Annotated in this window: 22 protein-coding genes; 16 read left to right on the forward strand and 6 right to left on the reverse strand. The window is 55.5% G+C overall.

Annotation, left to right across the window (positions count from 1 at the left end):
• The first annotated feature begins 24 nt into the window (after positions 1 to 24).
• Positions 25 to 363, forward strand: coding sequence for a nitrogen regulatory protein P-II (glnB, locus tag AB6731_RS20285; protein WP_003860685.1), 339 nt, complete (start codon positions 25 to 27; stop codon positions 361 to 363).
• Between the two features lie 95 nt (positions 364 to 458).
• Here the strand turns inward: glnB and hmpA are convergent, their stop codons facing one another.
• The gene (gene hmpA / locus AB6731_RS20290) at positions 459 to 1649 is read right to left on the reverse strand and encodes an NO-inducible flavohemoprotein (RefSeq protein WP_371006735.1); all 1191 of its coding nucleotides are present in this window, start codon (positions 1647 to 1649) and stop codon (positions 459 to 461) included.
• Between the two features lie 304 nt (positions 1650 to 1953).
• Between hmpA and glyA the strand changes: the two genes are divergently transcribed.
• Positions 1954 to 3207 carry a serine hydroxymethyltransferase gene (glyA, locus tag AB6731_RS20295; protein WP_020883014.1) on the forward strand — a complete coding sequence of 418 codons (1254 nt, stop codon included), beginning with the start codon at positions 1954 to 1956 and terminating at the stop codon, positions 3205 to 3207.
• A gap of 53 nt (positions 3208 to 3260) precedes the next feature.
• On the opposite strand, the gene AB6731_RS20300 is transcribed toward glyA, so the two are convergent.
• Positions 3261 to 3683 (reverse strand): DoxX family protein, encoded by a 423-nt coding sequence (locus AB6731_RS20300; protein WP_014171191.1) that lies wholly within the window; start codon positions 3681 to 3683, stop codon positions 3261 to 3263.
• Between the two features lie 173 nt (positions 3684 to 3856).
• Between AB6731_RS20300 and AB6731_RS20305 the strand changes: the two genes are divergently transcribed.
• Complete coding sequence (locus AB6731_RS20305; RefSeq protein WP_063156712.1) at positions 3857 to 4996, forward strand: 3-phenylpropionate MFS transporter; 1140 nt, start codon at positions 3857 to 3859, stop codon at positions 4994 to 4996.
• On the opposite strand, the gene csiE is transcribed toward AB6731_RS20305, so the two are convergent.
• Positions 4997 to 6274 carry a stationary phase inducible protein CsiE gene (csiE, locus tag AB6731_RS20310; RefSeq protein WP_014171189.1) on the reverse strand — a complete coding sequence of 426 codons (1278 nt, stop codon included), beginning with the start codon at positions 6272 to 6274 and terminating at the stop codon, positions 4997 to 4999.
• Positions 6275 to 6399: 125 nt separating this feature from the next.
• Here csiE and AB6731_RS20315 point away from each other — a divergent pair, with 125 nt between their 5' ends.
• Entirely contained in the window at positions 6400 to 7038 is a 639-nt protein-coding gene (locus AB6731_RS20315; protein ID WP_371006736.1) for a DUF1007 family protein, read from the forward strand.
• Positions 7029 to 8009, forward strand: a complete 981-nt coding sequence (locus AB6731_RS20320; protein ID WP_371006737.1) for a nickel/cobalt transporter — start codon at positions 7029 to 7031, stop codon at positions 8007 to 8009. Before AB6731_RS20315 ends, AB6731_RS20320 begins: the two co-directional genes overlap by 10 nt.
• Positions 8010 to 8061: 52 nt before the next feature.
• On the opposite strand, the gene suhB is transcribed toward AB6731_RS20320, so the two are convergent.
• Positions 8062 to 8865, reverse strand: coding sequence for an inositol-1-monophosphatase (gene suhB, locus AB6731_RS20325; RefSeq protein ID WP_020883019.1), 804 nt, complete (start codon positions 8863 to 8865; stop codon positions 8062 to 8064).
• Positions 8866 to 8995: 130 nt separating this feature from the next.
• Here suhB and trmJ point away from each other — a divergent pair, with 130 nt between their 5' ends.
• The 11 genes from trmJ to sseB all read left to right on the forward strand — a co-directional run bounded on the left by trmJ (position 8996) and on the right by sseB (position 17671).
• Positions 8996 to 9724 carry a tRNA (cytosine(32)/uridine(32)-2'-O)-methyltransferase TrmJ gene (trmJ, locus tag AB6731_RS20330; protein ID WP_032669904.1) on the forward strand — a complete coding sequence of 243 codons (729 nt, stop codon included), beginning with the start codon at positions 8996 to 8998 and terminating at the stop codon, positions 9722 to 9724.
• Between the two features lie 165 nt (positions 9725 to 9889).
• Positions 9890 to 10381, forward strand: a complete 492-nt coding sequence (iscR, locus tag AB6731_RS20335) for a Fe-S cluster assembly transcriptional regulator IscR (protein ID WP_020883021.1) — start codon at positions 9890 to 9892, stop codon at positions 10379 to 10381.
• Between the two features lie 119 nt (positions 10382 to 10500).
• Positions 10501 to 11715, forward strand: a complete 1215-nt coding sequence (iscS, locus tag AB6731_RS20340) for a cysteine desulfurase (protein WP_020883022.1) — start codon at positions 10501 to 10503, stop codon at positions 11713 to 11715.
• 23 nt (positions 11716 to 11738) lie between these two features.
• Positions 11739 to 12125, forward strand: coding sequence for a Fe-S cluster assembly scaffold IscU (gene iscU / locus AB6731_RS20345; protein ID WP_003860661.1), 387 nt, complete (start codon positions 11739 to 11741; stop codon positions 12123 to 12125).
• A 13-nt stretch (positions 12126 to 12138) separates the two neighbouring features.
• Positions 12139 to 12462: an iron-sulfur cluster assembly protein IscA gene (gene iscA, locus AB6731_RS20350; protein WP_003860659.1), complete on the forward strand. Its 324-nt coding sequence runs from the start codon at positions 12139 to 12141 to the stop codon at positions 12460 to 12462.
• A gap of 76 nt (positions 12463 to 12538) precedes the next feature.
• The gene (hscB, locus tag AB6731_RS20355; protein ID WP_050737169.1) at positions 12539 to 13054 is read left to right on the forward strand and encodes a co-chaperone HscB; all 516 of its coding nucleotides are present in this window, start codon (positions 12539 to 12541) and stop codon (positions 13052 to 13054) included.
• 14 nt (positions 13055 to 13068) lie between these two features.
• Positions 13069 to 14919, forward strand: a complete 1851-nt coding sequence (gene hscA, locus AB6731_RS20360) for a Fe-S protein assembly chaperone HscA (RefSeq protein ID WP_020883023.1) — start codon at positions 13069 to 13071, stop codon at positions 14917 to 14919.
• Position 14920: 1 nt separating this feature from the next.
• Complete coding sequence (gene fdx / locus AB6731_RS20365; RefSeq protein ID WP_014171179.1) at positions 14921 to 15256, forward strand: ISC system 2Fe-2S type ferredoxin; 336 nt, start codon at positions 14921 to 14923, stop codon at positions 15254 to 15256.
• A 1-nt stretch (position 15257) separates the two neighbouring features.
• Positions 15258 to 15458: a Fe-S cluster assembly protein IscX gene (gene iscX / locus AB6731_RS20370; RefSeq protein ID WP_014171178.1), complete on the forward strand. Its 201-nt coding sequence runs from the start codon at positions 15258 to 15260 to the stop codon at positions 15456 to 15458.
• Between the two features lie 53 nt (positions 15459 to 15511).
• Entirely contained in the window at positions 15512 to 16798 is a 1287-nt protein-coding gene (gene pepB / locus AB6731_RS20375) for an aminopeptidase PepB (RefSeq protein ID WP_020883024.1), read from the forward strand.
• Positions 16799 to 16894: 96 nt separating this feature from the next.
• Positions 16895 to 17671, forward strand: a complete 777-nt coding sequence (sseB, locus tag AB6731_RS20380) for an enhanced serine sensitivity protein SseB (RefSeq protein ID WP_371006738.1) — start codon at positions 16895 to 16897, stop codon at positions 17669 to 17671.
• A gap of 17 nt (positions 17672 to 17688) precedes the next feature.
• Here the strand turns inward: sseB and AB6731_RS20385 are convergent, their stop codons facing one another.
• Both AB6731_RS20385 and sseA read right to left on the reverse strand, forming a co-directional pair.
• Positions 17689 to 18459: a MurR/RpiR family transcriptional regulator gene (locus AB6731_RS20385; RefSeq protein ID WP_014171175.1), complete on the reverse strand. Its 771-nt coding sequence runs from the start codon at positions 18457 to 18459 to the stop codon at positions 17689 to 17691.
• The gene (sseA, locus tag AB6731_RS20390; protein ID WP_050737167.1) at positions 18459 to 19307 is read right to left on the reverse strand and encodes a 3-mercaptopyruvate sulfurtransferase; all 849 of its coding nucleotides are present in this window, start codon (positions 19305 to 19307) and stop codon (positions 18459 to 18461) included. The genes AB6731_RS20385 and sseA overlap by 1 nt, the downstream gene beginning before the upstream one ends.
• Positions 19308 to 19378 lie beyond the last annotated feature (71 nt).

Genomic DNA, 19378 nt, shown 5'->3' on the forward strand with positions numbered 1-19378 from the left:
CAGGCAAGAGTTTAAGGACCCACCATGAAAAAGATTGATGCGATTATTAAACCTTTCAAACTGGATGATGTGCGTGAAGCGCTGGCGGAAGTGGGCATCACCGGGATGACAGTGACGGAAGTGAAAGGTTTTGGTCGCCAGAAGGGCCACACCGAACTTTACCGTGGCGCAGAGTACATGGTGGACTTTCTGCCAAAAGTGAAAATTGAAATCGTGGTGAGCGACGATATTGTGGATACCTGTGTGGATACCATTATCCGTACGGCGCAGACCGGCAAAATTGGCGACGGTAAAATCTTCGTCTTTGATGTGGCACGCGTGATCCGTATCCGTACCGGTGAAGAAGACGACGCCGCGATTTAATCGTCAGTACCTGATTCCTGATTCAGCCGGGTGGCGCTATGCTTACCCGGCCTGCAAAACCTCACCGGCCGGGAAAGTGTAGCGCCATCGGGCGATTACAGTACTTTATGCGGCCCGAAACATTCGTAATGAATGTTGTCTTTATTCACACCCAACTCCACCAGCTGCTTCGCGGCATACTGCATAAACGCTACCGGTCCGCAGACATAAAACTGCATCTCCGGCGCGCTGAATGCCCCCTCGTGCTGACTCAAATTCATCAGACCTTCGCTGTCAAAGCGTGCGGCTGCACGGTCGGCATCCGTCGGCAGACGATACCAGGTATGGGCGGTAAAGCATGGCAGACCGGAAGCCAGCGCATTCACTTCATCGGCAAACGCGTGCACTTCACCGTTCTCGGCGGCGTGGAACCAGTTAACCTGCGCGCTGTGGTTTGATTTAGCGAGGGTATCGAGCATCGCCAGCATTGGCGTCTGACCCACCCCGGCTGAGATCAGGGTAACCGGCGTATTCGCCTCAACCGTCATAAAGAAGTCGCCCGCAGGCGCGGCCAGATGAACCACATCACCCACGTTAGCCTCGTTATGCAGCCAGTTTGATACCTGGCCACCATCTTCGCGTTTTACGGCAATGCGATAACGTTTACCGTCTGGTTTGCGGGTTAGGGAGTACTGGCGAATCTCCTGGTGCGGGAAACCTTCAGGCTTCAGCCACACGCCCAGATACTGCCCCGGCTGATAATCAGCGACCGGCTTGCCATCCACCGGCTCGAACTCAAAACTGGTGATGAGCTGGCTGCGCGGCGTTTTCTCGACGATGCGGAAAGCGCGGGTACCTTCCCAGCCGCCTGTCTTACTGGCGTTTTCGCTGTAGATCTGTGCTTCACGGTTAATGAACACGTTTGCCAGCAAGCCGTAGGCTTTTCCCCACGCGTCCAGCACCTCCTGACCCGGGCTAAACATCTCATCCAGTGTGGCCAGCAGATGGCCGCCGACGATGTTGTACTGCTCCGGTTTGATCTGGAAGCTGGTGTGCTTCTGCGCAATTTTTTCCACGGCAGGCAGCAACGCCGCCAGATTTTCGATATTACTGGCGTAGGCTGCGATGGCGTTGAACAGGGCTTCGCGCTGATCGCCGTTACGCTGGTTGCTCATGTTGAAAATCTCTTTCAACTCCGGGTTATGCGTAAACATACGATCGTAGAAATGGGCGGTGAGTTTCGGGCCGGTTTCGACCAGCAGGGGAATAGTGGCTTTAACTGTGGCGATGGTTTGAGCGTCGAGCATAGCAGCGTCCTTCAGTGGTGTTTTTAATGATGTATTTTAAATGCATCTTATAAAAAATACCCCTGCGTTGTAAATGGTTCTTTGCAACGTGAAAAATATGCATCACAAACCTGAAAAGAAATCCGTTGAAAATGATGAGGGCTTTATTCCTCAAACCCTTGCGTGGCGGGTAGGAAAACGTTTGCGTAAAATCGTTTGTCAAGACCTGTTATCACAGAACTAATCAGTTATACTGTTGCCCGTCGTCCAACAGGACTGCCTTTTCAGGCCAAAATTTTATTGTTAGCTGAGTCAGGAGATGCGGATGTTAAAGCGTGAAATGAACATTGCCGATTATGATGCCGAACTGTGGCAGGCTATGGAGCAGGAAAAAGTACGTCAGGAAGAGCACATCGAACTGATCGCCTCCGAAAACTACACCAGCCCGCGCGTAATGCAGGCGCAGGGTTCTCAGCTGACCAACAAATACGCTGAAGGTTACCCGGGCAAACGCTACTACGGCGGTTGCGAGTACGTTGATATCGTTGAGCAACTGGCCATCGATCGCGCTAAAGAACTGTTTGGCGCCGACTACGCTAACGTACAGCCGCACTCTGGCTCTCAGGCTAACTTCGCGGTCTACACCGCGCTGCTGCAACCGGGCGATACCGTTCTGGGTATGAACCTGGCGCAAGGCGGCCACCTGACTCACGGCTCTCCGGTTAACTTCTCTGGCAAACTGTACAACATCATTCCTTACGGCATTGATGAGTCCGGTAAAATTGACTACGAAGACATGGCGAAGCAGGCGCAGACCCACAAACCGAAGATGATTATCGGCGGTTTCTCTGCTTACTCCGGTATTGTTGACTGGGCAAAAATGCGTGAAATTGCAGACAGCATCGGTGCTTACCTGTTCGTTGACATGGCGCACGTTGCCGGCCTGATTGCTGCAGGCGTTTATCCGAACCCGGTTCCGCATGCTCACGTTGTGACCACCACCACGCACAAAACCCTGGCGGGCCCACGCGGTGGCTTGATCCTGGCAAAAGGTGGCGACGAAGAGCTGTACAAAAAGCTGAACTCTGCCGTATTCCCAAGCGCGCAGGGCGGCCCACTGATGCACGTTATCGCGGCGAAAGCGGTGGCGCTGAAAGAAGCGATGGAGCCAGAGTTTAAAGTTTACCAGCAGCAGGTTGCTAAAAACGCCAAAGCGATGGTGGAAGTCTTCCTGAACCGCGGTTACAAAGTGGTTTCCGGTGGTACTGAGAACCACCTGTTCCTGCTGGACCTGGTTGATAAAAACCTGACCGGTAAAGAAGCTGACGCTGCCCTTGGCCGCGCCAACATCACCGTGAACAAAAACAGCGTGCCAAACGATCCGAAGAGCCCGTTCGTGACCTCCGGTATCCGTATCGGTTCTCCGGCTGTTACTCGCCGCGGCTTTAAAGAAGCGGAAGTGAAAGAGCTGGCAGGCTGGATGTGTGACGTTCTGGACAATATCAATGACGAAGCGGTTATCGAGCGCGTTAAAGGTAAAGTTCTGGAAATCTGCGCACGCTTCCCGGTATACGCATAATCTTTCTGTTTGCAGAAATAAAAAAGGCCGCGATTGCGGCCTTTTTTTATGGGTTAACGCCGGTCAAGGGAGAGGGCTCCCGGTCCCACTATCGCCAGTAAAATAAACGCTCCGGCAATACTGATATTCTTGTAGAAGTTAATCATATTCGGCATGACGGCATCACCGGTCATATCCCAGTAGTGGTGGCCGATAATCGCGGTACCCAGCGTGTAAAATACAAAGAGTACGGCAACAGGGCGGGTGAAAAAGCCCAGCACGATCAGGATGGCGGCAGGCACCTCCATTACCACCGCAATAATGGCCGCCAGCATGGGCATGGGTGTGCCCAGCGACGTCATATATTGTACGGTCCCGCTAAACCCCGTCAGTTTTGGATAGCCGAAGATAATAAACAGTACGACAAGCGCGATACGACCTATTAACAGCAACAGGTGACGTGCCTGGCCGAAATCTAAATAGCGAAGTGAGTTCATGGCAGAAATACCTCTGCAAGTGGAGTAATTTAAACGTAATACACATTTTCATTCCCTGCCATAAGTCAGATGACTGCACAATATGTTAAATTTTCGTTAATTTGTGGCAGGCTATCGACTTGCTTAATTTTTGTATTCTCGCCAGACTATGGCCTCCATTTCGGGAGGGATTCATGGTCTTGCATTCCACGCGCTGGCTGGCGCTCAGTTATTTCACCTATTTCTTTAGCTACGGTATTTTTCTGCCTTTCTGGAGCGTCTGGCTCAAGGGGATCGGCCTGACGCCCGAGACCATAGGTATCCTGCTTGGCGCTGGTCTGGTGGCACGTTTCCTGGGAAGCCTGCTGATCGCACCGCGCGTCAGCGATCCCTCCTTGCTGATTAAGGCGGTACGCATTCTGGCGCTGTTGACGCTGGTCTTTGTCGCCTGTTTCTGGGTGAGCCACCAGTTTGCATGGCTGATGGTGGTGATGGTCGGCTTCAACCTCTTTTTCTCGCCGCTGGTTCCGCTGACGGATGCCCTGGCAAACACCTGGCAAAAACAGATAACGATGGATTATGGCCGGGTGCGGCTGTGGGGCTCAATTGCCTTTGTCATCGGCTCTGCACTGGTGGGTAAACTGGTTAGCCTTTACGATTACCGTGCGATCCTTGCGCTGCTGAGTATCGGCATTGCCTCCATGCTGCTGGGGATGCTGTTGCGTCCATCGGTAATGCCGCAAGGTAAGAGCCGTCATCAGGAAAGCGCCGGCTGGCCGGCCTGGCGAAGCCTGGTGGCACAAAGCTGGCGTTTCCTGGCCTGCGTCTGTCTGCTGCAGGGCGCGCACGCGGCGTACTATGGTTTCAGCGCCATCTACTGGCAGGGGGCAGGATACTCCGCATCTGCAGTGGGTTACCTGTGGTCGCTTGGTGTGGTCGCTGAAGTGATTATCTTCGCGCTGAGCAAAAAGCTGTTCCGGCGCTTCGGCGCGCGCGATCTGCTCCTGCTTTCTGCTGTCTGTGGTGTCGTACGGTGGGGCATTATGGGCTGGACGACGGAGCTGCCGTGGCTGATCGTGGCGCAAATTCTGCACTGCGGCACCTTCACGGTATGTCACCTGGCGGCTATGCGCTATATCGCCGCGCGTGAAGGCGGGGATGTCATTCGGTTGCAGTCGGTTTATTCGGCAGTGGCGATGGGCGGCAGCATTGCGGTGATGACGGTCTTTGCGGGCTTCCTTTACCAGCATCTGGGACACGGGGTCTTCTGGGTTATGGCGCTTGTCGCCCTACCGGCGATGTTCGTTCGTCCTAAAGTCGCCGCGCGCGCGTAGCTACGATTCCAGCATGGCGCGAATATGTTCTTGCTGCTGCGTGTTCAGCGTCTCAACGGCGTGGATCAGCGGTGGTGAGAACAGGGGCAGGGCGGTCGGGTAAGGGGTGATGACCAGCGCCGCTTCGCGCGGTGCCCCCTCTTTCTGATAGGCCTGCAGCGTCTGATATCGAATGTTGAGCGGCAGCAACGTCAATTCGCGCAGTTGCTGCTCAATCACGTCCTCACAGGATTTATCCTCTCCCGTCAATAACACCACCTGCTTCTCATGCAGATCGGTCTCCTGCATCAGCCAGGCGCCGAAAATGACCGCCACCAGGCTCATCTCTTCATCAGAAAAACGCAGCCCGAATTCCGCTTCCAGCTCAAACAACGCCTCTTTGGTGGTGCGTAACAGGCGGGGGTAGAGACGATGGATCTCTTCCGGCAGGCTATTGTCGATGCCTATCTCAAACAGCGAACGGTCCAGCGCCTGGGCCAGATGAATATAAAGCTGATCGGTCAGCCCCTGTTCATCGCTGAAGTTCATCCCGGTTTGCGCCCGAAAACGGGCGACCATGCGCACAATCGCCCGACGCAGGCGCTGATCCTGCTGATGCTTATCAAGCACAGGGTCAGGGGTGCGCAGCATCATAAACAGCAGTGCAAGAAACAGTTGTTCATCGCTGTGGGTCCCTTGTGGCACGCGGCGTTTCCAGTGACGAACAATCTCCTGAGCGGTGAAATATTCCCCTCTTGATTGCGTCCAGTTACGCTGCACCGATGAAAACTGCGGGGTATTCCCCAGATGATGCTGCATCAGGCAATACTGCAGATAGAGCTGCAAAAACTGTACGTCCCGGCAATCAAACGGGCGCTGAAGCTTACGTGAGCAGAAGCTGATCAACGCTCGCAGGTTGGTATCGTCATAGAGAGGACGGGCAATACCCTGCTGTTTAAGCGCGGTTTTCAGCGCGGGGGTAAACTGATGCGAAACGAATTGCGGACACAGCCGCATAGCCCTGCGCAGCCAGTGCAGCAGGCATAAACGTTGATTCAGGGCTGAGCCTTCAATCCGGTAGCTGCCGTCATGGTACGTGACGATGTCGAGCCGGTGATAGCGCTGGATTTCATCGCGCGTCTCGGCTATATCTTGCCGTGCCATAGCGTCGTCAACGCCATTGGCAGCGATAATGCTCTGTGCGGTAACGGCAGCATCGGGCAGGTAAAGCATTAAAAGCACCTGGCAGCGGCGCTGCGAACTGGAAAGCACAGATGGAATTTCAAGCGTCGTCATCATCTGTCGGGTATCCAGTGGGAATGTTTGATAAGAATAGCTAAAGGATGGGCGCTGAAAAGCGCGCCGGCAGGCCTTTCACTCAGGATTGCTGGCGAACATCACAGAATTTATGACGTGAGGAATTGATGCAAACAGTTAAACAAAGCGCAATGGTGTTATTTTTGACGGTGATCCCCTTTGCTGTCGTCGCGCATCCTCACAGTTTTATCAGCCTGAAAACCGAGCTGGTAACGGACGGAGTGCAGCTCAGTGGCCTGAAAATGCGCTGGACGATGGATGAAATCACCTCGGCTGACCTGCTGTACGATGCCGGGAATGCAAAACCCGGGGATGAAATCTGGAAAAAGCTGGCGGCGGAAGTGATGGCCAACGTGCTTGGTCAGCACTATTTCACCGAGTTCTGGCATAACGGACAAAAAGTGAAATTTATGAATCGGCCGACGGAATATGGCATGACCCGCGACGGACATCAGGCGGTACTGACGTTTGTCCTGCCGCTGGCGCATCCGCAGCCGCTGGCTGGGCAGACCTATACGTTTTCCACCTTTGATCCCACTTACTATGTCGATATGCATTACGCAGAGGAGAGTGATGTGACGCTACCGGCAGCCCTGCAAAAAATCTGCACGATGGCAATGCACACGCCAAAACCGAGCGAAGAGACGCTCAATTTTGCGGTCTCTCTCGATAAAGAAGATGCACCACCCGAAGACATGGAGTTGGGTAAACAGTTCGCACAGCAGGTGACGTTGCAATGTCAGTGATCGCATCTCCGGCACGAAAATCACGCCGCTGGCTTCATCTCTGGCCGCTGGCGCTCTTTTTGCTGCTGGCCGTGTGCGGCGCGTTGTGGCTATGGCACGCCTGGCCGCAGGTGATGATGAAAAGCATTGTCTGGCAGCGCGAGGTCAACCAGCAGATGAGTGGCTTACTGAAGGCGGTGGCGGAAAACCCGACGAAGGCAGGCGGTTCTCTTCTGGCCTTCAGTTTTCTCTACGGTGTCCTGCATGCGCTGGGGCCGGGACACGGCAAAATCGTGATCGCGACCTGGCTTGCGACCCATCCGTCCAGGCTCAAATCAAGCATTGGGTTGACCCTCGCATCTTCGCTGCTTCAGGGCGGCGTGGCGATTGCGCTGGTGGTGGTCGTCCTGTCGTTATTACGCCTTCCTGCTCGTCAGCTGCATATCAGCAGTTTCTGGCTGGAGAAGGGCAGTTACGCGCTGGTCGGTGTGCTGGGCTTGCTCTTGTGCTGGCGGGCACTGAAAAAATTGCGGGCTTTGCTGCACAAACCCCAGTTCAGGGCTTTTACGCCGCACCATGAACACACTGCGAACTGCGGCTGTGGACATCAGCACCTGCCGACGCAGGCGCAGCTGCAGAACGGTGATGACTGGCGAGCGCGGCTGATGGTTGTGCTCTCAATGGGCATGCGTCCGTGTTCAGGGGCAATCATGGTGCTGTTGTTCAGTAAGGTGATGGGTGTATTTGGCTGGGGAATGCTCTCGGCATTGGCCATGGCGGCCGGGACGTCACTCACGATTTCGTCACTGGCACTGCTGGTGCGCAGTTTCCGTCAACTGGCGGCCAAACTCAGCGGCAATAAAACGCCGGTGCTGTGGCGGCAGGTCGGATGGACAACGCTCGCGCTGGCGGGCGGGATGATTCTGCTGGTGGCTGCGGTAACGATGTGGATGAGTACGGTGCCGGTGGGAAGGGGATTAAGGCCGTTTTAGTCAGGTACAGCATGGTGCCCTCTCCCGCCGGGAGAGGGCACCGCAGGCTGGATTAACGCTTCAGCGCGTCGCTCAGCTCATCACGCATGTTTGCCAGCATGGCTTTAACAACACGTGGGTTACCTGCAACGATGTTGCCGGTCGTCAGATGGTTGTGGCCGCCGGTGAAATCGCAAACAATGGCGCCTGATTCACGCGCGATCAGCTCGCCCGCTGCAAAATCCCACGGCTTCAGTGACAGCTCAAAGTAACCGTCAACGCGACCGGTAGCCACATAGGCCAGGTCCAGCGCGGCAGAACCGGTGCGACGGAAGTCCGCGCATTCGGTGAACAGTTTGCCCAGAATATTCATGTAAGTGGTTGCGTGCTGCTTCGCCTTGAACGGGAAGCCGGTCGCCAGAATGGTACCGTCGAGGTCGCGTGCATTGCTGCAGCGCAGACGGTAGCCGTTCAGCTGCGCGCCCTGACCGCGGGTCGCGGTGAACAGTTCGTTACGCATTGGATCGTAAACCACGGCGACTTCAGTACGGCCTTTAATGCGTACAGCGATAGACACGGAGAAGTGTGGCAGACGTTTGACGAAGTTGGTGGTGCCATCCAGTGGATCGATAACCCATTGAACATCCTGATCGGTACCTTCAAGTTCACCGCTTTCTTCGGTGATGATGGTGTGCTGCGGGTAAGATTTGCGGATGGTATCGATAATAATCGCTTCAGCGGCTTTATCGACGTTGGTTACGAAATCATTGCTGCCTTTCTGGCTGGTTTCAACAGAATCTGGCGTTTCGTAGTGTTTGGCAATTACATTACCCGCCTTGCGCGCTGCGCGCACGGCGATGGTCAGCATCGGATGCATCGGTCTCTCTCACTGGATGTTAAAGAACGGGAAAATCGGCGCAGAGTATAGCAGCGAGATCGGAATATGTCTCTCGTTTATGATAATATGGCCGAATATTCTTCAGACACAGAATCCAGACATTAAAACTATGCTGCAAAACATTCGAATCGTGCTGGTCGAAACATCGCACACTGGCAATATGGGCTCCGTAGCCCGCGCTATGAAAACCATGGGCTTAACGAACCTGTGGCTGGTTAACCCACTGGTGAAACCCGACTCACAGGCTATCGCTCTGGCTGCGGGCGCCAGCGATGTCATTGGTAACGCGCAGATCGTGGATACTCTGGACGAAGCCCTGGCAGGGTGCAGTCTGGTGGTCGGGACCAGCGCTCGCTCCCGTACACTGCCGTGGCCGATGCTGGATCCGCGTGAATGCGGTCTGAAAAGCGTCTCTGAAGCCGAACAGGCCCCTGTAGCGCTGGTGTTTGGCCGTGAACGCGTGGGCCTGACCAACGATGAACTGCAGAAGTGCCATTACCACGTGGCCATTGCCGCTAACCCGGAATACAGCTCCCTGAACCTGGCAATGGCCGTTCAGGTGATTGCCTATGAAGTGCGTATGGCGTGGCTGGCGACGCAGGAAAAAGCAACGGCAGAGCCGCAGGAAGAGGCCGTCTACCCGCTGGTGGACGATCTGGAGCGCTTCTATGGTCACCTGGAGCAGACCCTGCTCTCTACCGGTTTCATCCGTGAAGGTCACCCGGGGCAGGTAATGAACAAGCTGCGCCGCCTGTTTACCCGTGCGCGTCCGGAAAGCCAGGAGCTGAACATTCTGCGCGGGATTCTGGCGTCGATTGAGCAAAAGAATAAAGAGTAGTGCTCATCCTGGTGATACGGCACGGAAGGTTAAATACCTGACTAAAACAGTCAAGTAAATAGTTGACCATTTTAGTCAGGAATGTCAGACTTGGCCCTGCTATGCAATACCCCCATTTTACTATAAAAAACCCCGGGCAGGGGCGAGTTTGAGGTTAAGTAAGACATGAGACTGACATCTAAAGGGCGTTATGCCGTGACCGCGATGCTGGACGTTGCGCTCAACTCCGAAGCGGGCCCGGTTCCGTTGGCTGATATTTCTGAACGACAAGGGATCTCCCTCTCCTATCTGGAGCAGCTGTTCTCCCGACTGCGTAAAAATGGACTGGTTTCCAGCGTTCGTGGCCCAGGCGGCGGTTATCTGCTGGGTAAAGACGCGGGCAGTATTGCAGTTGGCGAAGTGATCAGTGCCGTTGACGAATCCGTTGATGCGACCCGTTGCCAGGGTAAAGGCGGCTGCCAGGGCGGCGATAAGTGCCTGACCCACGCGCTGTGGCGCGACCTGAGCGATCGTCTGACCGGCTTCCTGAACAACATCACCTTAGGTGAGCTGGTAAATAACCAGGAAGTTCTGGATGTCTCTGGCCGTCAGCACAGCCAGGACTCCCAACGCAGCACCCGCGGGCAGGACGCGATCGACGTCAAATTACGCGCGTAATAAAAAGATAAGTATTTCAGAATCAGGCCGGAGCGTTCGCTCGCTCCGTGTACTCGGTCGTACATCCAGCCGGTTGCCTGATTCCTTGCATTGAAGCGATGTACGGAGTTTATAGAGCAATGAAATTACCGATTTATCTCGACTACTCCGCAACCACGCCGGTGGACCCGCGTGTTGCCGAGAAAATGATGCAGTGTCTGACCCTGGACGGAAACTTTGGTAACCCAGCTTCCCGTTCACACCGTTTTGGCTGGCATGCTGAAGAGGCGGTAGATATCGCCCGTAATCAGATTGCTGACCTGGTGGGTGCCGACCCGCGTGAGATTGTATTCACCTCCGGTGCGACCGAATCCGATAACCTGGCGATCAAAGGTGCGGCCAACTTTTATCAGAAAAAAGGCAAGCACATCATCACCAGCAAAACCGAACACAAAGCCGTGCTGGACACCTGCCGTCAGCTCGAGCGTGAAGGTTTCGACGTGACTTACCTGGCACCACAGAGCAACGGTATCATCGACCTGAAAGAGCTCGAAGCGGCCATGCGTGATGACACCATCCTGGTCTCCATCATGCACGTAAACAACGAAATTGGCGTTGTGCAAGATATCGCGACCATCGGCGAAATGTGCCGTGCGCGCGGCATCATCTACCACGTGGACGCCACCCAGAGCGTGGGCAAACTGCCTATCGATCTGAGCCAGCTGAAAGTGGACCTGATGTCCTTCTCCGGCCACAAAATCTATGGCCCGAAAGGTATTGGTGCACTGTACGTTCGTCGTAAACCGCGTATCCGCATCGAAGCACAGATGCACGGTGGCGGTCACGAGCGCGGTATGCGTTCCGGTACGCTGCCTGTTCACCAGATCGTGGGTATGGGCGAAGCTTACCGTATTGCGAAAGAAGAGATGGAAACCGAGATGGCGCGCCTGCGCACGCTGCGTAACCGTCTGTGGGATGGCGTGAAAGATATGGAAGAAGTGTATCTGAACGGCGATCTCGAACAGGGCGCACCAAACATTCTCAACGTCAGCTTCAACTATGTTGAAGGTGAATCGCTGATTATGGCGCTGAAAGACCTGGCGGTTTCTTCCGGTTCTGCCTGTACGTCTGCAAGCCTGGAGCCATCCTACGTGCTGCGCGCACTGGGCATGACTGACGAGCTGGCACACAGCTCTATCCGTTTCTCTTTAGGTCGTTTCACTACCGAAGAAGAGATTGACTACACCATCAAGCTGGTTCGCAACTCCATCGGTCGTCTGCGTGACCTTTCTCCACTGTGGGAAATGTTCAAGCAGGGCGTGGATCTGAACAGCATTGAATGGTCACATCACTAATCGGTACATAAGGAGAATTCAACATGGCATACAGCGAAAAAGTTATTGATCATTACGAGAACCCGCGCAACGTTGGCTCTTTTGACAACAGCGACGAAAGCGTAGGTAGCGGTATGGTCGGTGCGCCAGCGTGTGGCGACGTGATGAAGCTGCAGATTAAAGTCAACAATGAAGGTATCATTGAAGACGCGCGCTTCAAGACCTACGGCTGCGGTTCTGCTATCGCCTCCAGCTCCCTGGTCACCGAATGGGTGAAGGGCAAGTCTCTGGACGAAGCACAGGCAATCAAGAACACGGATATTGCTGAAGAACTCGAACTGCCACCCGTGAAAATTCACTGTTCTATCCTGGCAGAAGACGCGATCAAAGCCGCCATTGCGGATTACAAAAGCAAACGTGAAGCAAAATAATTGAGGTTTGAGTATGTCGATTACCCTTAGCGACAGCGCTGCCGCGCGAGTAAGCTCTTTTCTGGCGAACCGTGGTAAAGGCTTTGGCCTGCGACTGGGCGTACGTACCTCCGGCTGTTCTGGTATGGCTTACGTACTGGAGTTTGTTGACGAACCGGCGTCTGATGACACCGTGTTTGAAGACAAGGGCGTGAAGGTGGTGGTCGATGGCAAAAGCCTGCAATTCCTCAATGGCACTCAACTGGACTTTGTAAAAGAAGGCCTGAACGAAGGGTTCAAATTCACGAACCCGAACGTCAAAGACGAGTGTGGTTGCGGCGAAAGCTTCCACGTTTAACCGCGCGTCATCCGAAACCCCACCGCAGGACTCCTGTGCGTGGGGTTTGTTCTAACAGGCTACCCCTGAGATTGTTATGGATTACTTCACTCTCTTCGGACTACCCGCTCAATACCCGATTGATCTGCAGGCGCTGACGATCCGCTTCCAGGATCTGCAGCGTCAGTATCATCCGGATAAATTCGCCAGTGGTACTCAGTCAGAGCAATTGGCTGCGGTATCGCAATCTGCGACCATCAATCAGGCCTGGCAGACGCTGCGCCATCCACTGTCTCGCGCTGAGTATCTGCTCTCGATTCATGGGTTTGATCTGGCGAGTGAACAGCACACCGTGCGTGATACGGCGTTTTTGATGGAACAGCTGGAACTGCGTGAAGAGCTGGATGAGATTGAACAGGCCAAAGATGAAGCGCGTCTGGAAAGCTTCATCAAGCGCGTAAAAGGCATGTTCGATACCCGCCATCAACTGATGGTTGAGCAACTGAACAACGAGACCTGGGATGTGGCGGCAGACACTGTGCGCAAACTCCGTTTTCTCGATAAACTGCGAAGCAGTGCTGAACAACTCGAAGAAAAGCTGCTCGATTTTTAATTTCGGAAGCAATTATGGCCTTATTACAAATTAGTGAGCCTGGCTTAAGTGCCGCACCGCACCAGCGTCGTCTGGCGGTAGGTATTGATCTGGGCACCACCAATTCTCTCGTGGCGACCGTGCGAAGCGGCCAGGCGGAAACGTTGGCTGACGAGCAGGGCCGTCATCTGCTGCCTTCCGTGGTCCACTACCAACAGCAGGGCCACGCGGTTGGCTACGACGCACGCGCGAACGCCGCGCGCGATCCGGCGAACACCATCAGTTCCGTAAAACGCATGATGGGCCGCTCCCTCGCCGATATTCAGACCCGTTATCCGCATCTGCCGTATCAGCTGCAGGCCAGTGAAAACGGCCTGCCAATGATTGCCACGGCAGCGGGGCTGCTGAACCCGATCCGCGTTTCTGCTGATATCCTCAAAGCGCTGGCGGCGCGTGCTACGGCAACGCTTGGCGGCGATCTCGACGGCGTGGTCATTACCGTTCCGGCCTACTTTGATGATGCACAGCGTCAGGGCACCAAAGACGCGGCGCGTCTGGCGGGACTGCACGTTCTGCGCCTGCTGAACGAACCGACGGCGGCCGCCATTGCCTACGGCCTGGACTCCGGTCAGGAAGGGGTGATTGCGGTTTACGATCTGGGTGGCGGGACCTTTGATATCTCTATCCTGCGCTTAAGCCGTGGGGTGTTTGAAGTGCTGGCTACCGGCGGTGATTCTGCGCTGGGTGGCGATGACTTCGACCATCTGCTCGCTGATTTCATTCGCGAGCAGGCGGGTATCCCCGATCGCAGCGATGCACGCGTGCAGCGTGAACTGCTGGACGTGGCCATCGACGCGAAAATCGCGCTGAGCGATGCGCAGTCTGTCACCGTCAACGTGGCGGGCTGGCAGGGGGAAATCACCCGGGAACAGTTTAACGACCTGATCGCACCTTTGGTGAAACGCACCCTGCTGGCCTGCCGTCGCGCACTGAAAGATGCGGGCGTTGAGGCTGACGAGGTGCTGGAAGTGGTCATGGTTGGCGGCTCCACGCGCGTACCGCTGGTGCGTGAACGGGTGGGTGAATTCTTTGGCCGCACGCCGCTGACGTCCATCGACCCGGATAAAGTGGTTGCCGTGGGCGCGGCTATCCAGGCGGATATTCTGGTCGGCAACAAGCCGGACAGCGAGATGTTGCTGCTGGATGTTATTCCGCTCTCCCTGGGTTTAGAAACCATGGGGGGACTGGTGGAGAAAGTCATTCCGCGTAACACCACCATTCCGGTGGCGCGCGCGCAGGAATTCACCACCTTCAAAGACGGCCAGACCGCGATGTCCATCCATGTGATGCAGGGCGAGCGCGAGCTGGTGCAGGACTGTCGTTCACTGGCGCGCTTTGCGCTGCGCGGTATTCCTGCGCTGCCTGCGGGCGGTGCGCATATTCGCGTTACCTTCCAGGTGGATGCGGACGGCCTGCTGAGCGTCACGGCGATGGAGAAATCCACCGGCGTTGAGTCGTCTATCCAGGTGAAGCCGTCCTACGGCCTGACCGATGGTGAGATCGCCTCCATGATTCAGGATTCAATGAGCTACGCCGAACAGGATGTGAAGGCGCGTATGCTGGCAGAACAGAAAGTTGAAGCCGCACGCGTGCTGGAAAGTCTGAACGGTGCGCTCGCTGCCGACGCCGCGCTGTTAAGCGCCGCTGAGCGTCAGGTGATTGACGAGGCTGCCGCGCGCTTAAGCGCAGTGGCCGAAGGCAATGATGCTGATGCAATAGAAGAAGCCATTAAAAACGTTGATAAACAAACCCAGGACTTTGCTGCTCGCCGCATGGACAAATCTGTCCGCGTCGCGCTGAAAGGCCAGTCCGTGGACGAGGTTTAATATGCCAAAGATTGTTATTTTGCCTCATGCGGACCTCTGTCCGGATGGTGCTGTTCTGGAAGCGAAGACCGGTGAGACCATTCTCGATGTTGCCCTGCGTAACGGTATCGAAGTGGAACACGCCTGTGAAAAATCCTGTGCCTGCACAACCTGCCACTGCATCGTGCGTGAAGGTTTTGACTCTCTGGCCGAGAGCACCGAAGATGAAGACGACATGCTGGATAAAGCATGGGGTCTGGAGCCAGACAGCCGTTTGAGCTGCCAGGCTCTGGTGACCGATGAAGATCTGGTCGTGGAATTCCCACGCTACACCATCAACCACGCACGCGAGCACTGATATGGGACTGAAGTGGACTGACAGCCGTGAAATCGGCGAAGCGCTCTACGACGCTAACCCGGATCTCGATCCTAAAACCGTACGCTTCACCGATATGCATCAGTGGATCTGCGATTTAGACGATTTTGACGACGATCCAAACGCATCCAATGAAAAAATTCTGGAGGCGATTCTGTTAGTCTGGTTAGATGAAGCAGAATAAATCACCTTACGGGCTGCCTTCAGGCGGCCCGTTTGCTAATAAGGATAAATAAAATGACCGAAGCGATGAAGATTACGATCTCGAATCAGCCTGCTGACGCGCGCTGGGGCGAGAAAGCCACCTACAGTATCAACAACGACGGTATTACCCTGCACCTGACTGGCAACGATGATTTGGGTCTGATCCAGCGCGCGGCGCGCAAAATTGATGGTCTGGGCATTAAACATGTCACCCTGGACGGCGAAGGCTGGGATATCGACCGCAGCTGGGCATTCTGGGCAGGTTACAAAGGACCGAAAGGCAGCCGTAAAATCGAGTGGGCGACGCTCGACGAAGCGGGTCAGAAAGAGCTGGAAAGCCGTCTGACCATTATCGACTGGGTGCGCGATACCATTAACGCCCCGGCAGAAGAGCTGGGTCCTGAACAACTTGCGCAGCGCGCCGTTGACCTGCTGTGCGGCGTGGCCGGCGACAAAATGTCTTACCGCATCACCAAAGGTGAAGACCTGCGCGAGCAGAACTATATGGGGATCCACACCGTGGGTCGCGGTTCCGAGCGTCCTCCGGTATTGCTGGCGCTGGATTACAACCCAACCGGTGATAAAGCAGCACCGGTATTTGCCTGCCTGGTCGGGAAAGGCATCACGTTCGATACCGGCGGTTACAGCCTGAAGCAGAGCGCGTTCATGGACTCCATGAAGTCCGATATGGGCGGCGCGGCAACCATCACCGGCGCGCTGGCGTTTGCCATTACGCGCGGTCTGAACAAGCGCGTGAAGCTTTACCTGTGCTGTGCGGACAACATGGTGAGCGGTAATGCCTTTAAGCTCGGCGACATTATTCGCTACCGTAACGGTAAAAACGTGGAAGTGATGAACACCGATGCGGAAGGTCGTCTGGTGCTGGCCGATGGTCTCATCGACGCGTCTGCGCAGAAGCCAGAGCTGATTATCGACATGGCGACCCTGACCGGTGCGGCGAAAACCGCGCTGGGCAACGACTACCATGCGCTGTTCAGCTTTGACGACAAACTGGCAGCCCGCCTGCTGGCAAGCGCGGCCGCGGAGAACGAACCGTTCTGGCGTCTGCCGCTGGCCGAATTCCACCGCAGCCAGCTGCCGTCTAACTTCGCCGAACTGAACAACACCGCGAGCGCAGCCTATCCGGCGGGCGCGAGCACGGCGGCCGGCTTCCTGTCTCACTTCGTTGAGAACTATCACGAAGGCTGGCTGCACATCGACTGCTCCGCAACCTACCGTAAAGCGGCCGTTGAGCAGTGGTCTGCAGGGGCAACGGGACTGGGCGTGCGTACTATCGCGAACCTGTTGACTGCCGAGTAATTGTCTTTGTCCGGCGGCGCTGTGCTTGTCCGGGCCTACGGTTTTGTAGGCCTGTTAGCCTTGCGCCAGCCGACATTATGTTGAAGTAGCCAAACTATGTCTGAAACGAAAAACGAATTAGAAACTCTTCTGGAACAGGCGGCGACCGAGCCCGCCCACCGTCCGGCATTTTTCCGCACGTTGCTGGAGTCCACCGTCTGGGTTCCGGGTACCGCTGTGGAAGGCGAACAGGTTGTTGAAGACAGCGCGCTGGACCTGCTCCACTGGGAGAAAGACGACGGCACTTCGGTGATCCCGTTCTTCACTTCGCTGGAAGCTCTGCAGCAGGCTGTTAAAGACGAGCAGGCGTTCGTGGTGATGCCGGTGCGCACTCTGTTCGAAATGACGCTGGGCCAGACCTTGTTCCTCAACGCCAAACTGCCAACCGGGAAAGAGTTCACCCCGCGTGAAATCAACCATCTGATTGGCGAGGAGGGCAACCCGCTCAGTACGCAGGAAGTGCTGGAAGGGGGCGAAACGCTGCTGTTGTCTGAAGTAGCCGAACCCCCTGCGCAGATGATTGATTCGCTGACCACGCTATTCAAAACCCTCAAACCCGTGAGGCGCGCGTTCCTCTGCTCTGTTAAAGAGAGCACGGATGAACAGCCGGTACTGCTGATTGGCATTGAAGCAGACAGTGATATCGAGGAGATTATTCAGGCTGCGGGCAGTGTTGCCACCGATACGCTGCCGGGTGATGAGCCGATCGATATCTGTCAGGTGAAGAAGGATGAGAAGGGCATCAGCCACTTTATTACCGAACACATCACGCCGTTTTACGAGCGTCGCTGGGGCGGATTCCTGCGCGATCTCAAAACCACCCGCATTATCTGATTACGCGGGGTGATTTTTCACCCCGTCGCTTCCAGCAGCAGTAAATCCATCAACAGGACCAGATTCGACTCAAACGACGTCACACCAGCGGCTTCTGCGGCGTAATGTACCGCCTCGTCATATAAGGCAAAGTGCAGGTCTGCCATTCCCGCCAGCGTATTGGCCGAAGCGCGCGTAAAAGCCACGACCGTCATCCCCACGTTTTTCGCGATCCGCGCTTTATCCAGCACCTGTTCGGTTTCACCGCTGCGTGAGACGGCGATAAACACCTGATACCGCGCAGCGTTGCTGAGGAAAATGTTTCGGCTATCGCCCGGCCCGGAAATAAACGCCGTTTTACCCAGCACCTGCAATTTCTTGGTGAGGTACTCGGCGAAGAGATAAGAGAAGCCGGCGCCATAAAGAAAGAAGCTCTCTTTCTGGCGCAGTAACGTCGAAAATTGCGCGCGCTTCTCCTGCGTTACCCACTGAAAGGTTTGCTGATAGTTCGCGATAAATTGACTGAAAAGCGCCGGCAGTTCGGGGCGCTGTTGTGCCTGCGCGGCGATATACGGCGTCTCGGTTAACAGCTGTTTGCAGTGCCAGATAAATTCGCTAAAACCGCTGAAGCCTAATTTCTGACACAGACGCATAATGGTAGCGGTTGAGACGAACGTCGCCTGCGCCAGTTCGCGCACCGTAATATTGCCCACCAGCAGAGGATGCTCTGTGAGGTGGGCCAGCACGCGATATTCCGCGCGGGTCAGTGACGCCCCGCGCGTTAACAGCGTGGCCAGACGGTTATCCATTATTTGGCCGGTTCAACGGGCAAATCGTCTCGTGCACCCCATTCACTCCAGGCGCCATCATAGAGCGTCACGTCATTTACACCGAGTGTGGCGAGCGCCAGAATCACCACGCAGGCCGTGACGCCGGACCCGCAGCTGGCAATAACGGGACGATGCACATCCACGCCCTGACGATCAAAAATGGCGCGCAGCTCATCGGTCGTTTTTAATTCACCTTCAAACACCAGATCGCCCCACGGCACATTCAACGCGCCGGGAATATGGCCGCGCTTCAGCCCCGGACGTGGTTCATCCGCCTGGGCGTTAAAGCGCGCTGCAGGGCGGGCATCGACAATTTGCGCCGTTTTTTCATGGCTGACCACCAGCACGTCGGTCAGACGTTTTACCTGATGCGCATCAAACGTCGCGTCGAACTCGCCTTCCGGCAGCGTCACGTCGCCCTGCTGTAATGGCAGTTCATCACGCTTCCAGCCCGCGAGGCCGCCTGCAAGAATTGAGACTTTCTCCACGCCAAAGTTTTTCAGCATCCACCAGGCGCGCGGTGCGGAGAAGAGATTACCTTCATCGTAAACCACGAGGTGTTTGTCACGATTAACGCCAAGTTCGCGCATCGCCACGGAGAACGCTTCCGGGCGCGGCAGCATGTGCGGGAGAGGGGAGTTATGGTCGGACAGGGCTTCAATATCAAAAAATACCGCGCCCGGCAAATGCCCTGCGCGGTATTCTGCGACCATATCGCGAAGGTGTTCCTGCCCGGCAGGTGCCATTCGCGCGTCAATAATCTGTACTTCCGGATCGTCACCGTGCTCAATCAGCCAGTCGGCGGCGACAAAATATGAGGTGGACATGGGTTGCCTCCATTCTTTTCCGTAAAAAAGGATTGTCGGTGTTTTTTCTGACACCGACAAGCAAACCACGT

It is taken from the genome of Enterobacter sp. RCC_40, from assembly GCF_041360735.1.
Taxonomy (GTDB): Bacteria; Pseudomonadota; Gammaproteobacteria; order Enterobacterales; family Enterobacteriaceae; genus Enterobacter; species Enterobacter ludwigii.